This window comes from Pseudomonas sp. YQ_6, from assembly GCF_043103245.1.
In the GTDB taxonomy this organism is placed as follows: domain Bacteria; phylum Pseudomonadota; class Gammaproteobacteria; order Pseudomonadales; family Pseudomonadaceae; genus Aquipseudomonas; species Aquipseudomonas alloputida.
Genome location: NZ_JBICJR010000043.1, coordinates 12,807 through 27,510, shown reverse-complemented (window position 1 = coordinate 27,510; position 14,704 = coordinate 12,807). Strand labels below are relative to the sequence as shown.

Annotated in this window: 14 protein-coding genes; 9 read left to right on the top strand and 5 right to left on the bottom strand. The window is 61.0% G+C overall.

Going from position 1 to position 14,704, the window contains the following annotated elements:
- The 9 genes from ACF8FG_RS14100 to ACF8FG_RS14060 all read left to right on the top strand — a co-directional run.
- Positions 1-81: hypothetical protein (locus tag ACF8FG_RS14100; RefSeq protein ID WP_370593837.1), on the top strand; the 81-nt coding region annotated here is incomplete at its 5' end.
- A gap of 143 nt (positions 82-224) precedes the next feature.
- The gene (locus ACF8FG_RS14095) at positions 225-2,159 is read left to right on the top strand and encodes an FAD-dependent oxidoreductase (RefSeq protein WP_076402649.1); all 1,935 of its coding nucleotides are present in this window, start codon (positions 225-227) and stop codon (positions 2,157-2,159) included.
- Between the two features lie 145 nt (positions 2,160-2,304).
- Positions 2,305-3,201 (top strand): nitrilase family protein, encoded by an 897-nt coding sequence (locus ACF8FG_RS14090; RefSeq protein ID WP_019438852.1) that lies wholly within the window; start codon positions 2,305-2,307, stop codon positions 3,199-3,201.
- A gap of 10 nt (positions 3,202-3,211) precedes the next feature.
- The gene (locus ACF8FG_RS14085) at positions 3,212-4,366 is read left to right on the top strand and encodes a hypothetical protein (RefSeq protein ID WP_019438851.1); all 1,155 of its coding nucleotides are present in this window, start codon (positions 3,212-3,214) and stop codon (positions 4,364-4,366) included.
- Complete coding sequence (locus ACF8FG_RS14080; protein WP_019438850.1) at positions 4,363-5,352, top strand: asparaginase; 990 nt, start codon at positions 4,363-4,365, stop codon at positions 5,350-5,352. Before ACF8FG_RS14085 ends, ACF8FG_RS14080 begins: the two co-directional genes overlap by 4 nt.
- A gap of 91 nt (positions 5,353-5,443) precedes the next feature.
- Positions 5,444-5,995: a UPF0149 family protein gene (locus ACF8FG_RS14075; RefSeq protein ID WP_019438849.1), complete on the top strand. Its 552-nt coding sequence runs from the start codon at positions 5,444-5,446 to the stop codon at positions 5,993-5,995.
- Between the two features lie 169 nt (positions 5,996-6,164).
- On the top strand, positions 6,165-6,794 hold the full coding sequence (locus tag ACF8FG_RS14070) for a glutathione S-transferase family protein (protein WP_014589965.1): 630 nt from the start codon (positions 6,165-6,167) through the stop codon (positions 6,792-6,794).
- A 26-nt stretch (positions 6,795-6,820) separates the two neighbouring features.
- Positions 6,821-8,857: a pyridoxamine 5'-phosphate oxidase family protein gene (locus ACF8FG_RS14065; RefSeq protein ID WP_392518904.1), complete on the top strand. Its 2,037-nt coding sequence runs from the start codon at positions 6,821-6,823 to the stop codon at positions 8,855-8,857.
- A 108-nt stretch (positions 8,858-8,965) separates the two neighbouring features.
- The gene (locus tag ACF8FG_RS14060; protein ID WP_014589967.1) at positions 8,966-9,862 is read left to right on the top strand and encodes a LysR family transcriptional regulator; all 897 of its coding nucleotides are present in this window, start codon (positions 8,966-8,968) and stop codon (positions 9,860-9,862) included.
- 72 nt (positions 9,863-9,934) lie between these two features.
- Here the strand turns inward: ACF8FG_RS14060 and ACF8FG_RS14055 are convergent, their stop codons facing one another.
- The 5 genes from ACF8FG_RS14055 to ACF8FG_RS14035 all read right to left on the bottom strand — a co-directional run bounded on the left by ACF8FG_RS14055 (position 9,935) and on the right by ACF8FG_RS14035 (position 14,653).
- On the bottom strand, positions 9,935-10,804 hold the full coding sequence (locus ACF8FG_RS14055; protein ID WP_019438847.1) for an aldose 1-epimerase: 870 nt from the start codon (positions 10,802-10,804) through the stop codon (positions 9,935-9,937).
- Positions 10,805-10,828: 24 nt separating this feature from the next.
- Complete coding sequence (locus ACF8FG_RS14050) at positions 10,829-11,752, bottom strand: EamA family transporter (protein WP_014589969.1); 924 nt, start codon at positions 11,750-11,752, stop codon at positions 10,829-10,831.
- Between the two features lie 54 nt (positions 11,753-11,806).
- Positions 11,807-13,087, bottom strand: a complete 1,281-nt coding sequence (locus tag ACF8FG_RS14045) for a TRAP transporter large permease (protein WP_014589970.1) — start codon at positions 13,085-13,087, stop codon at positions 11,807-11,809.
- Positions 13,088-13,615: a TRAP transporter small permease gene (locus tag ACF8FG_RS14040; RefSeq protein ID WP_003254832.1), complete on the bottom strand. Its 528-nt coding sequence runs from the start codon at positions 13,613-13,615 to the stop codon at positions 13,088-13,090.
- Positions 13,616-13,681: 66 nt separating this feature from the next.
- Positions 13,682-14,653, bottom strand: a complete 972-nt coding sequence (locus tag ACF8FG_RS14035; RefSeq protein ID WP_010952323.1) for a TRAP transporter substrate-binding protein — start codon at positions 14,651-14,653, stop codon at positions 13,682-13,684.
- Positions 14,654-14,704: the final 51 nt, after the last annotated feature.

Below are 14,704 nucleotides of genomic sequence, written 5' to 3'. Positions count from 1 at the left end.
GTGATTGACTGCCCAGTCGATTACAGCGAGAACGACCGCATCCTCAACAGCGAGCTGCGTGAGCGCGCCCTGGCGGTGTAAGCCCTGACGCCCTGATCGCTGTAAGGCGGCACCCACAGGTATCTCACGATCCTGTAGGTGCCGTCGGGTGGTGCATAGCAACCACTTTACGCCTCTTGCAATTGATCATTCTCAGGTTCTCTACTCATGGAGAACACGAGAACATGACTATTGGTTCAACACACAACCATCCTGCCGATCTGGCCATCGACCCGTTACTGCCCACGCAGCCGTGGGCCGCGCGTTTCCCTAACCCCCCGGATCTCTGCTTCGACTACCGCCGGCTTCTCGAACAAGAGGGCGGCGTCGCACGTGCCACACAACCCAATCACCGCATTTGCATCGTCGGTGCCGGAGTTACCGGGTTGACTGCTGCCCGCGAGTTATTGCGCTGTGGTTTCAACCGTATCACCTTGATTGAGCAGTCCCGGCGTGTAGGCGGGCGACACCTGACGGTCGTGAACAGCTCAGCAAGCCACAAGCAACCTGCAACCCCTTTTGAAATGGGGGCGATGCGCATGCCGTTCTTCAATAGGACTGGAGAGTCGCCTAAAGAGGGGCGCTCGCTTATGGCCCATTACGCAAAGCTGTTCGAGCTGCGGATTTCTGACTTCCCTAACCCAGGTACACCTTGGGTGAATGCCACGGGGATTTATCTTCGCGAAGGTCAATTAGAAGGGGAAGGTGACCCGGGTCTTTTGATCTGGCGTAATCCGTCAGGCGAAACCCCACCTCCTTCGGCTGTCTTGCAGCAGGTCTACGAGAAATGGCGCAGTTTTGCTCAGCAATTTGCTGAACATGTTGCCGCGGTTTATGGCACGTCAAGCTGGGAGTCGCTATGGCGGGACATCGTCGAACGCTATCATCGACTGTCGTTCAGGGATTTGGTGCATTTGCCTGCCCTTGCTGCCTGGAACCCTGAAAACCCCGGTGACTTTGGCGGTTTGGGCATGAGCAGTGACGAGTCAGCCATTTTCTATGCAATCGGTATTGGCGATGGCAGCTGGGGAGCATTTTATGATGTTTGCTGCCTGTACCCGCTACGTACGGCAATCTTTGGCTTTAGCAGTCATTTGCAGTTGGTGCATGGCCGTGTGGATTCAAGAGGGGGGCCTTACACTGCGCCGCATCTTGAAGCAAACAATATCCCTGATAGCAGGGGATTGCCGTTTCAAGGGCCAGCCTATCTCGGACTTGCGGCCCTCGACGAAAGCCTTTTGCACCTGGACGTCGGCATGGGTGGGATTTCGCTATATGAACATCTTCTGAAAACAAAGGATGGGCTACTGACAGATACGTCCGTGTGTGCGGTGCAGAAGCTGGAAGATGGCCGTGTTCGGGTCGGATATCGTTGGCGATGCAGTGATCCGTTACACGAGAGCACCGAGTATGAAGACTTCGACAGCGTGATCATGACCACTCCGTCATGGCTGATCGAAACCAACATCAACCTCAGTGGCTTCACCCGCCAGATGTTGCCGCAGTCGATTATCGATGCCTGGAAACATGCCCATTGGGAGACCAGCTGCAAGGTCTATGCGCCGCTGAAGAAAAGTTTCCTCGACCAGAAGCCGATGCCGCAAATTCTGATTACCGATAGCTTTGTGCACGATGTCTATGCCTATCGGTACAACGATAGCTATCCAGATGACTGCATTCTTCTCAGTTATACCTGGGAGGATGACGCGACCAAATTGGCAGCCTTCTCTGATGCGGAGTTGGCGAGCAAATGCCTGAAGGAGCTCGATCGGATCCTTCTACGCTGCACCAATGTGGGGGAGGCAATTTCGCCTTACGTCGATACTCGAAATATTTGCATACAGCGTTGGATCACAGACCGAAATGCGCTTGGGTGCGCGAAGTTGTATAGGGCAGGTACCTACTTTGATGCTGTAAACCTGATGAAATACAACCGAGACCTGAGTGCGCGCTCAGGGCTGTATCTGGCTGGCGAGTCCTTCTCAGTTGACGCTGGATGGACCGAGCCGTGTTTGCGCACGGCAATCGATACGGTCATAAACCTCTGCAACAACACGTCAGCCGAGTTCAATGGTGGCTTTACCCTCGAGTACTACCCCCACTATCAGGTTGGGAAATAACGGCGTACGGGCCATTTAGTAGGGGGAGTCCTACTGCCATTATGTGACTTTCCTTTGGTCCCATAGGACTCTCCTGACTGTCGCTCCCTGACCCAACATCGCTTTACTGGCGTCCTTCCAAAACAACCACAAAAAGGAAGCCGCCATGTCTGAATCCTGTTCCCCCGTCAGCCCCGTACGTATCGCTGTCATCCAGTACGACCCTCAGGTCGGTCTCGAGCACTGTGAGAGCAACGTGAGCAGAGGCCTGGCATTGGCCCGGCGCGCAGCACGCGAAGGTGCCAACCTGATCGTACTGCCGGAACTGGCCAACACGGGCTACACCTTCAACTCCCGTGCCGAAGCCTATTCCCATGCGCAGGTGCTGCAGGACGGCCCTTGCCTGAAAACCTGGGCCGACTTCGCCAGGCAATACCAGGTATACCTGGCTGCGGGGTTTGCCGAACGCGACGGGCTGAAGCTTTACGACAGTGCTGTCCTGTTTGGCCCCGAAGGCCTGCTTGGGCATTACCGCAAAGCGCATCTGTGGAACCAGGAAAAGCTCTGGTTCACCCCCGGTGACCTGGGGTTCCCGGTATTCGAGACGCCTATCGGCCGTATCGGCCTGCTGATCTGCTGGGACATCTGGTTCCCGGAAGTACCACGGGTGATGGCCGCGCAAGGTGCCGACATCATCTGCAGCCTCAACAACTGGGTATGGACCCCGCCGCCGTTGTTCGATGATGCAGGGCGCTGCATGGCCTCGTACCTGACCATGACGGCAGCGCATGTCAACAACGTTTATATCGCCGCCGCGAACCGTGTTGGCAGCGAGCGGGGCGGGCGCTTCCTGGGCTGCTCGCTGATCGCCGGTACCCATGGCTGGCCGATCGGCGAGGTGGGCAGTGCAGAAGCCGAGGAGATTATCTATGCCGATGTCGATTTGAGCAGTGCACGCTCGGCACCGATCTGGAACAGCCTCAACGACCTGCCAAGAGACCGGCGCACCGACCTCTACGATGCCACCCTTGGCTATCGCTTGCATGCACCTATGCCACGTTGAGGAGTTGCGAATGAACACGCTCTTCTTCTCACGACAGCAGCATTGGCTTGTGTTCATGTTCGGCTGCCTGCTGGTGTTTTTCGCTGCAAGCCTTGCCCATGGCCAATGGCTGGATTATGCACAGAGGGTGGCGACGCTCGATGAGCCGCTCAGCCGCTTGCGCTGGATTATTGGTGATATCAGTGAAGTGGCATTCTACAAGCACGAACTACCCGCGCTGGGCTTGCTGCTGGGCGCGTGCCTGGCGCACTGGGCGCAGGTGCGAGGGTACCGCTGGCAGGGCTTTGCCATTTGCTATGGCAGCGGATTATGGCCATGGGTGTTTACCAGCTCGCTCTTGGGCTTGCTGCTCAGCCATGCGTTGTGGGGATGGACCTTGGCCAGTGGCATCTGGCAACCAACGTTCGTTGCCTTCGTGTCATTGCCGGCAGCCATGGTCTTGCTTTTTGGTGCGGGCTGGCGGGTGACGATCACGGGGGCGCTACTGGGGGCTCTACTGGTAACACCGGCCAGCCTGCTGATGGTCAATTACCTGTGTTATCCCCTGCAGTTGCCAGTGGTAGTGGGCAATGTGAGTGGCATGGCTGTGGCAAGCGTCGTGGCCTTCATCCTGTGCAAGCGCTTTCCTTCATGGGTACGCCAATGCGGTGAACCCACCGTCGTGGCGCCGGTTGTCAATCAGCCTGACTACGGTGCGGTCTGGACTTTGCGGCGCGTTCTGGCCGACTTCAGCGAAGCCCCCTTCTTTGGTAATGAGCTGGCCAGCCTCGGGCTATTGCTGGGTGTGTTGCTGGCTTACCTGTTGAGCCCGGCTGCACTGTCATACGGTTCTATGTTGGTGATGCAGATAGTGGCCGGCCAGGCCCTGGCATCCCTGGTTGGGGTTGTATGCTGGCGTGGACAGTGGAAAGCCCGTGGGTGGTACCCTACCTACATTCCGATTGTGTCGATCGTCCCGGCCGCGGTGTTGGCACATGGCGGCAGCTGGCAAGTGGTGGTGGCCAGTGCAGTGTTGGGTGCCCTGGTGGCTCCGCCGCTGGCAGTGGCGATCACTCAGCGGTTGCCGGCCTATGTGCATGGCTACATCGGCAATGTGGTGTCGATGGCCATCTGCACGCTTGGCATTGTGCCGATAGTCGGGTTGATTGTGGGGGGAGAAGCATGAGCGAACATTCGAGCCTGCCCAGGCTGTCGATCGCCACTCTGGGCGGCACGGTCAGTATGCGGCTGGGTGCTGTCGGGGATGGTGTGACGCCAAGCCTGGATTGTGAGCGGCAACTGCTTCAGGTTCCACAATTGCGCGAGATGGCGCAGTTGAACGTTGCTTCATTGTGCCTGCTCCCCAGTGCATCGCTGGGCTTCGAGACGTTGCTGGAGGTGCTGGCATGGGCCCGGGGCGAGGTGGAGCGCGGAGCTCAGGCCTTGGTATTGAGCCAAGGGACCGACAGCCTTGAGGAAACGGCCTATTTCCTGGATCTGCTCTGGCCATTCGATGCGCCATTGGTGATGACCGGTGCCATGCGCTCGGCGAGTCAGCCGGGCAATGATGGGCCGGCCAACTTGTTGGCTGCGGCTCAGGTTGCATTGGCACAAGACAGCCGTGGGCGAGGTGTGCTTGTGGTCATGAATGATCAGGTCCACTGCGCGGCAAGGGTGCGCAAGACGGCCAGCCTGGCGATGGCGGCATTCGAGTCGCCCGGATGTGGCCCGTTGGGCGACGTTGTGGAGGGTGTTGTGTTGTATCGCCATCCGCCCGGGCGACGGGAAGTGTTGCCGTTACCGTATCGCACCGACCAGCGCGTTGCCCTGCTGGAAGCCTGCCTGGACGCAGACACGGCGCTGCTGCGGGCGGTGGCCACATTGGGTTATGAGGGGTTGGTCATCGCCGGTTTCGGTGCTGGGCATGTTTCCGCCGGTTGGTCCGAAGTGCTGGAGCACCTGGCGCCCCGCTTGCCGGTAATGGTTGCTACGCGCACAGGTAGAGGGCCTACAGCCCGGGCAACCTACGGGTTTGCTGGTGCAGAGATCGACCTGCAGAAAAAAGGCGTCTACATGGCTGGGCAACTCTGCCCGCGCAAATGCCGCATCTTGCTGTGGCTGCTGATAGGCACCGACCGGCAACATGAGCTGCAGGCTTGGTTGCAGCCCTGAACCATCTGCCCGCGCGGTCGTTCGCGCGGGCAGCCCTTCCGGCGTTGCTGTGCTAGGGTGCACACACTTTTGCTTCCCAGGATTCTTACCCATGCTCCCCGTACTCAGCGAAAAAGAACTCGACCGCCTCGAAGACCTGCTGATCACCTATGGCAATGACTACTCGGTGCTGAACCTGGCCGAGCTCAATGGCTTTTTCGTCGCACTCGCCAGTTCGCCGATCACTGTCCTCCCCGAGCAATGGCTGCCGGCGGTAGCGGGTGGCAAAGTACCGAAGTTCAAGAAGCCCGCGCATGAGGAGGCCTACACGGCATTGATGCTGCGTTATGCCAGCCAGGTGGCAGAAGAGCTGAGCAATGGTGTCGACCAGTTCGAGCCGTTGTTCGAGGAAAGCGAGGGCGAACAGGGCACTGTGATCGTGATGGAGGAGTGGTGTTTCGGCTACATGCGCGGTACCCAGGTGGCCGGTTGGGGCGAGTTGCCACCGGAGCAGGCCCCGCTGCTCAAGGCCATTTCGCTACATGGGCTGGAGGATAATTTCGAGCTGCTGGACCAGATGAGCGAAGAGGATATCCAGGCCTGTGTGCCGCAGGTGGTCGAGGCTGCGCGTGGGCTGTACCGACATTTCAAAAAGCTGCACTGATCGGATCGTTGGCTAGCGCTCACCTGCAGGCACCGGCGCAAGTGTTTGGAAACCATTATTCCGCCCAGCGAAATTATGGTTTCCCCTACGCACTGATTCTGCTGCCAGCCGATCCAGTGCAGCATGTGCTCCATCAGCCCCATCCCGGCGCTGACCAGGAGCCAAGCCCATGTCGAACCCGATCAAGCTCTACAACTTCCCCAAGTCTGGCCATGCCCATCGCATCGAGTTGATGCTCTCGCTACTGAACCTGCCAACCGAGCTGGTCTTCGTCGACCTGGCCAAAGGTGCGCACAAGCAGCCGGACTTCCTCGCCCTCAACCCGTTCGGCCAGGTTCCGGTCATCGATGACAACGGCACAGTGATTGCCGACTCCAACGCCATCCTCGTCTACCTGGCCAAAAAGTATGACAACGGCGCGTGGCTGCCCGAAGAACCTGCCGCCGCCGCCCGTGTGCAACGCTGGTTATCGGTCGCTGCCGGCCCGCTGGCCTTTGGCCCGGCAGCCGCCCGCCTGGTTACGGTGTTCGGCGCTTCATTCAATACCGACGAAGTGATTGCCCGTGCCCACACCTTGCTCAAGGTGATCGATGCCGAGTTGGCCAAGACGCCATTCCTGGCGGGTAGCACACCTACTATCGCGGACATTGCCAACTACTCGTACATCGCTCACGCCCCCGAAGGCAACGTGTCGCTGGAACCCTATGCCAATGTGCGCAACTGGCTGGCGCGGATCGAGGCGCTGCCGCGTTTCGTCCCCATGCCGCGCACCGTGATCGGGCTGCAAACCCACGCCTGACACCCGCCATCGTGAGGAACGCCGCCATGCAACAATCCCCTGATCACCGCCCCTCGCCCTGGCATGCGGGTGAAAAGACCCTGCAGGAAAAGGTCGGTGTAGCAGAACGCATGGAGGCGTTCGGGCAAAAGGTCATTCGCGACCACATGCCCGACCAGCATCGGACGTTCTATCACCAGTTACCGTTCATGGTCGCCGCCAGTGTGGATGCCCAGGGTCGGCCTTGGGCCACGCTGCTGGAAGGGCCAGAAGGGTTCATAAGCTCGCCTGACCCTCGTATGCTGACGATCCACACCACGTTGCCAGCAGATGACCCCGCCACCCCCGGGTTGGCAGCCGGGCAGGCGGTCGGCCTGCTGGGGATCGAACTGCACACCCGTCGGCGCAATCGCATCAACGGGCAGATCCGCCACGCTGCCCAAGGGCAACTGCAAGTGGCCGTAGAGCAGGCGTTTGGCAACTGTCCGCAGTACATCCAGTTGCGCGACTACACCCGCGTCACCGAACCCGCCCTTGGGCGCATCGATGCGACAACACTGGATACCTCAACCGTCAGCATGATCCAGGCCGCCGATACCTTCTTCGTTGCCAGCTATGTCGAGCATGCTGACGGCCAGCGTTCGGTAGATGTCTCTCACCGTGGTGGCCGGCCAGGGTTCATCAAGGTCGAAGGCAATCGGCTGACGATTCCCGACTATGCAGGCAATCTGCATTTCAACACCTTGGGCAACCTGGTGGTCAACCCGCGGGCCGGCTTGCTGTTCATCGACTTCAAAAATGGCAATGTGTTGCAACTGTACGGGCGTGCCGAGGTGCTGCTGGACAGCCCGGCCATCCAGGCCTTTGAAGGCGCTGAGCGGTTGTGGACACTGCAGGTCGAGCAGGTGGTGTGGCGTCCGGCAGCCGTTGCCCTGCGCTGGGCTTTCAAGGAGTACGCGCCGACCAGTCTGATGACCGGTACCTGGGCCGAGGCCGATGCGCGCCTGGAGCAGCGGCAACAACAGCGCCAATGGCTGGCCTGGCGGGTGCTGCGGGTGGAGCAGGAAAGCCGCGACATCCGCTCGTTCTATCTCGAACCACCGGCAGGCTGCCGTGTGGCCTTTGCCCCTGGCCAGCATCTGCCTGTGCAAGTGCCGCGTGATGGCGAGTCGGCGCTGATCCGCACCTACAGCCTTTCAAGTGCCCCCGACGATGGATTCTTGCGCATCAGCGTCAAAGCCCAGGGCCCGGCTTCGCGGTATCTGCATGAGCGCGTTGTGGCCGGCGATGTGTTGAATGTGCGGCCGCCGATGGGCAGCTTCACGCTTGACCAGCAAAGCACGCGCCCGTTGGTGCTGATCGGCGCGGGCGTGGGCATCACGCCGTTGCTGGCCATGCTGCGTCAGCAGTTGAGGACAGGGCAGGCCCGGCGCATTCATCTGTTCCATGGCGCACGCAGCCTGGCCGACTTGCCGTTCCAGCAGGAACTGGCGACCTTGCGGCAACAGGCTGGCGATCTACTGCATGTACACCGCGCCCTAAGCCAGCCTGAAGGGCACGCGCAGATCGGTCGTGATTACGAGTTCGCCGGCCGGTTGGGTATCGAACAGGTCAAGGCAACGCTGGCGTTGGACGACTACGATTTCTACCTGTGTGGCCCGGGCAGCTTCACCCAGCAGCTCTACGAAGGGCTGCGTGGGGTGCATGTGCCGGATGCGCGGATTCACGCCGAAGCGTTTGGCCCGTCGACGTTGCGGCGGCACACCGACGCAGACCAGCCAATCTTGCAACAGCCGCCTGCCGCCGACGAACCAGTGCCGGTGTATTTTGCTGCGTCGGCCAAGGAGGCTCGCTGGGTACCCGGTAGCGGCACCTTGCTGGAACTGGCCGAGGCGCGTGGGCTGGCCCCGGAGTTCAGTTGCCGGGGTGGTTCGTGTGGTACCTGCAAGACCCGGCTGGTGAGCGGCCAGGTGCATTATCCAAATCCGCCGGCAGAGTTGCCGGAAGCAGGATCGGTGCTGATCTGTTGTGCTGTGCCGGCGAAAGTGGAGGAGGGGATGAGGGCGTTGGTGCTGGATGTCTGATTCAAGCCAGTCGTAGGAGCGGGCTTGCCCGCGAAGAGGCCGGTACAGCTAACACCACGCATCCAGATGAAAGATAATCCCCACGCCTCTTAACTTTCAGGAGCCCGCATGGACCAGATCCACCTGATGAAGGTATTCGTCGCTGTCGGCGAGCTGGAAAGCTTCGCCGCGGCTGCCCGCCGTCTGGACATTTCTGCGGCCGCCGTCACCCGCGCCGTCAGCGCCCTGGAAGAGCAGCTCGGGGTCAAGCTGTTGCTGCGCACGACTCGCAGCGTGCGTCTGACCGAGGCCGGCGGCCGCTATCTGGAAGACACCCGGCACATCCTCGCCAGTATCCACGAGGCCAACGAAGCCGCTGCCGGCATCAATGCGACTCCCAGGGGCGACCTGGCAGTGACCGCGCCGATCCTGTTCGGCAAGAAGTTCGTAATGCCGTGCATCGTCCGTTACCTGCAGCAGTACCCGGAAGTCGACGTTTCCGCGTTCTTTCTCGACCGCGTGGTGAACATGGTCGAGGAGGGCATGGACGTGGCCGTGCGCATCGGGCCGTTGCCCGACTCCGGGTTGAAGGCGCTGCGGGTGGGCAGGGTGCGGCGCATGTTGTGTGCCTCGCCCGACTACCTGGCGCGCCATGGTGTGCCGAAGCATCCGTCGGACCTGGCCGGGCATGCGATAATCGGCACCACCAATCTGTCGCCACGTGCGGGTTGGCGCTTCGGAGTGACCGACGAGCCGACCTTGGTGCGCATGAAGCCGCGGCTGACGGTCACCAGCAATGACGGGGCAATCGCAGCTGCCAGCGGCGGGCTGGGGATTGCCCGGCTGCTGTCGTACCAGGTGGCAGACGAACTGGCCAGCGGGCAGTTACAGGTGCTGCTGGCCGAGTACGAAGAGGCGCCCTGGCCCATTCATGTGCTGCACCGCGAAAGCAAGTACGGGTCGGCCAAGGTCAGGGCCTTTATCGACATGCTGGCGCAAGGATTGCGCGATCAGCAGCTGGATTAACGTCGTACAGCGGGTCGAAAAGGATGCCAGACAATGTTCGATATCGTGCCGGCCCTTTTTCAGGCAACCCGCTCACAACGCCCGATACTGCATCCTGAACCCCAGGTTCATTGCCTCCCCCCGGTGCAGCAACCGCAACCCTGGTCGCCCTGGCAGGTGGTGCGCATTGATGGGGTGGCTAACAGGCTCAAAGCAGAAAAAACCTTGCCCCTGCGGGCAATACAGCAAGAAGTGTTCGGCCCCATTGGCACTGCACGCCAATCGATAACCCGCGCTGGGCTGTTCGATCACACACTCCCCTGGCCAGCCACTGAAGGCGTGATCAACCACCGTCTCAGGCAAACGCTCCATGGCATTGAAACGCCATTGCTCCGGCACCTCGGCCTGGTACGAAGGCAACCGCCCATTCTCGGCCAGCCACACCTTGCGCGCCGATGCGTACAACTTGGTATCGGGATACCGCGGAAAGTAAGGGTGCAGCCCCAACCCGTACCAGTTGGCCGACTCATCCAGATGGGTTACATGCAGGTCCAGGTTCAGGCACCCCTCATGCAGATGCACATCCAGCGTGGCCCGGTAAGCAAACGGCACAGCACTGTCTAGCGTCAGCCGTGCTCGCCGTTCACTGTGATGCTCCACCTGCCAGGCCTGCTGCCAGGCACTGCCATGGATCGGGTAAGGGTCATGCCCGGTATTGGGTGCCAGTGCCTGCCACCCCTCGGGTCGGGCAAAGCCACCCTCGCCAATGCGGTTGGACCAAGGCGCCAGTGGGTAGCAGGCGAGGCGTCGTGGCGTACCACTTTCCAGTGCGGCCAGGTCGGAATGGCGCAGCAGCGCTTGCCCGGTCGCTTTCACTTCCCAGTTGACCAGGCTGGCGCCCAACTCCGGAGCCAGGCTCAGGCGGGTCAGGCGGTCCTGCAGGCGCAGTTCGGTCAAAGACATTCAAGGCTCCATTTAAATGAATGATCAATTGGCCCGACGGTAGGTGAGCAGCACGATGCCGCACACCACCACCGCGCCGCCGAGTAATTGCAGGGTGCCGAGTTGCTGGTCGAGCAAGGCCCAGCCCAGCAGTAGCGTGGCGATGGGTTCGACGTTCATCACGGGTGCGTTCTGCGCCATGTTCAGCCTTGGCACACAAACGAACAGCAAGGTGAAGGCCAAGCCATACAGCACTACCAGGCTGGCCAAGGCCGCCCAGCCACTGCTGCTGCCTGGCAGTGACAAACCGGACGGCATCACGCCGCTTGCGCCTGCAACCAACATGCTGGAGAACACGATCAGTAAAGTCAGCAGGCTGCGCACGGGGCCGCGCACGCTGGCCAGTTTATGGTCGGTGATCCACAAGGCGCAGGCAAAGGCACAGGCGGCGCCGAAGGCCAGGCTGACCCCTGGCACCCAGTGCGGGTTGGCCGCAGCGCTGTCGGCCAGGCGTGCCGGCACATCCAGCGCCAGCACCAGGCCGCACAGGATCAGGCCCATGAACAGCACGGTGCGGCCCGTGGGGCGTGCGCCGCCCAGCGCCCAGGTGAGCAGCGCCAGCAGCATCGGGAAGGTGTTGCCCACCAGCAGCGCCAAAGCCACTGGAATACGCGCCACCGCCGAGTACAGGCACAGGCTCTGGGTGGCAATCAGCAGGCCGAGCAGCAGCTGCCACCGGCGCGCACCAGCGGGCAGGGCCAGGGCCTGGCCTTGCCACAGCAGCAGCCCGGCCAGTACCAGGAAGGTGATGCCAGAGCGGCAGAGGATGGCCAGCAGCACGCCGGTGCCGTCATCGAAGGCGATGCGCGCGGCGATGTGGTTGCCGGCGAATGAACAGGCCAGCAGGGCGAGCAAGGCGATGGCCAGTTTGCGGGGGAAAAGCGGTACAGCCGAGGAGGGGACAGCCATGTGCAGGATCCATTTGCAAGAGCCCAGGGGCCGCCAAGCGGCCCCCGGTCATAATTACAGCACCACGCTAGGCAGCCACAGCGAGATCGCTGGAATGTAAGTCACTGCCATGAGCACCAGGAACAGCGCCAGGTAGAACGGCATCAGCGCCTTCACCGTCGACTCGATACTCACCTTGCCGATGGCCGAGCCGACAAACAACACCGCTCCCACCGGCGGGGTGATCAGCCCGATACCCAGGTTCACCAACATGATCATGCCAAAGTGCACCGGGTCCACGCCGATACCGGTAATCACCGGCAGCAGGATCGGCGTAAGGATCAGGATCAGCGGCGCCATGTCCATCACCGTGCCCAGCAGCATCAGCATGAAGTTGATGCACATCAGGATCACGTAGCGGTTGTCCGACAGGGTCAGGAACGCCGTGGTGATCTTCGACGGGATCTGCATCAGCGTCATCACGTAGCCGAAGCTGGCGGCAAAGCCGATCAGGATCATCACGATGGAGATGGTCCGTACTGTGCGGTGCATCAGCTTGGGCAGGTCGCGCCATTTGTAGTCGCGGTAGATGAACATGGTCACGAAGAACGACCACACCACCGCCACGGCTGCCGATTCGGTGGCGGTGAACACCCCCGACAGGATACCGCCGAGTATGATGACCATGGCCATCAGGCCCCACAGCGCCTCACCGGCAATTTTCAGCGCCTGGCGCAGCGGGATCACTTCGCCCTTGGGGTAGTTGCGCTTCTTGGCGAACAACAGGCACAGGCCCATCATCACCGCGCTCAGCAGCAGGCCGGGCATCACCCCCGCCATGAACAGCGAGGCGATCGACACCGTACCGCCCGCCGCCAGCGAGTACAGCACCGAGTTGTGGCTAGGCGGGGTCAGCAACGCCTGCACCGAACCGCTGACGGTTACGGCGGTGGAGAACTCGCGCGGGTAACCCTTGCGTTCCATCTCCGGGATCAGCACCGAGCCCACCGAGGCGGTATCGGCTACCGACGAGCCGGAAATCGCGCCAAAGAAGGTCGAGGCCATGATGTTGACCAGCGACAGCCCGCCACGCACGAAGCCCACCAGCACCCCGGCAAAGGCCACCAGCCGACGCGACATGCCGCCTTCGGCCATGATCGCGCCGGCCAGCACGAAGAATGGAATTGCCAGCAGCGAGAACTTGTTAACCCCACTGGCCACCTGGATCATCATCGCCTGCAGCGGGATGTCGATCCACCAGGCGCCGATAAGTGCCGACAGGCCCAGAGCGTAGGCTACCGGCATGCCGATCAGAATCAGCACGATGAAACTGCCCAACAGAATGAACGCTTCCATTTACGCAGCTCCTTCGTTTTCTTCGACCAGATCAAAGCGCACGACCTTGCGGTTGCTCTGATCGCCCAGCAGGAGTTTTTCCAGGACGAACACCAGCGTCAGCACGCCGCCGACCGGGATCGGCGCGTAAGTCATGCCGACCCGCACCCCGGGCAGCGAGGCCAGCGACTGGTTCCAGGTGGTGATGCACAGCCGGGTGCCGTAATAGGTCATGAACACGCACACCACGATCATCAGCAGTTGTACCAGCAGGGCGACCAGCTGGCGCTGCAGCGGCGGCAACCGGTCGGTAATCATCCCCACCGCCATATGCGCCCCGGCGCGATAGCTGGCGGCGGCACCAACGAAGGTGAATACCACCATCAGCAGGATCGAGACTGGCTCTGGCCAGCTGGAGCCGGTGCCCAGCACGTAGCGGGCGAAGATGCCCCACGGGATGATCAGCGTCATGGCCAGGATCGACAGGCCCGCGATCCAGATGCAACTGCGGTACAGCGTGTCGTTCACGCTCAGGAAAAGCGATTTCATAGGCATCACCAAAGCGGCAGGGCGGCGGCGGCCGCACTGCCGAGGTCGTCTTGGAAGGGGCTGGTATTACTGGACGGCGTCGATACGCTTCATCAGATCGGCGTACTGCGCGCCGTACTTCTCGCGTACCGAGGCGGTGGCGTCATAGAACGGCTTCTTGTCGACGGTTATGAACTCGACACCGGCGGCCTTGAGCTTCTCTTCGCTGGCGGCAGACTTGGCGTCCCACAGCGCGCGTTCTTCCATCTGTGCTTCGCGCGCGACCTTTTTCACCAACGCCTGCTGTTCCGGACTGAGCTTGTTCCAGGTGGTCTTGGACATCACCACCGGCTCCGGCAGGATCAGGTGGCCGGTCAGGGTGTAGTACTTGGCGCTCTGGAAATGGTTGTGCTCAAGCAAGGTCGGCGGGTTGTTCTCGGCGCCGTCGATCACGCCGGTTTGCAGGGCACTGAAGATTTCCCCAGTGTCCATGGCGATGCCGTTGCCGCCCATGGCATTCATCATGTCGATGAACAGCGGGTTGCCTTGTACGCGAATCTTCATGCCCTTGAGGTCTTCCAGGCTGCGCACCGGCTTTTTCGTGTAGATGCTGCGCGAGCCGCCATCCATCCAGGCCAGGGCCACCAGGTTGAAATCGGAATTGGTGATCTTGTCGAGGATTTCCTGGCCGATCTCGCCGTCGATGATCTTGCGCATGTGATCATGGTCGCGGAACACGAACGGCATGTTGAATACGTTCACATCCGGTACGACCGGGCCGACGATCCCTAAGCTGACACGGGTCATTTGCACGGCCCCGATCTGTGCCTGTTCGATCACTTCCTTCTCAGAGCCCAGAACGCCGCCGGCGAACATCTTGAAGGTGATTTCGCCATTGCTGGCATCTTCCAGCTTTTTACCCATGTTCTGTTCGGCGACCACGGTCGGATACCCGGCCGGGTGAATCTCGGCGAACTTGATATCCAGTGCCGAGGCGGGCATGGCCACGCTGAAGGCGAACGGGAGTACGGCAAGAAGCAGCTTGCGTTTGAACGTCATGATGAAACTCCGTGGTTTTTATTATCTGGTTTCGTGGGTGCAAGTGTGGGT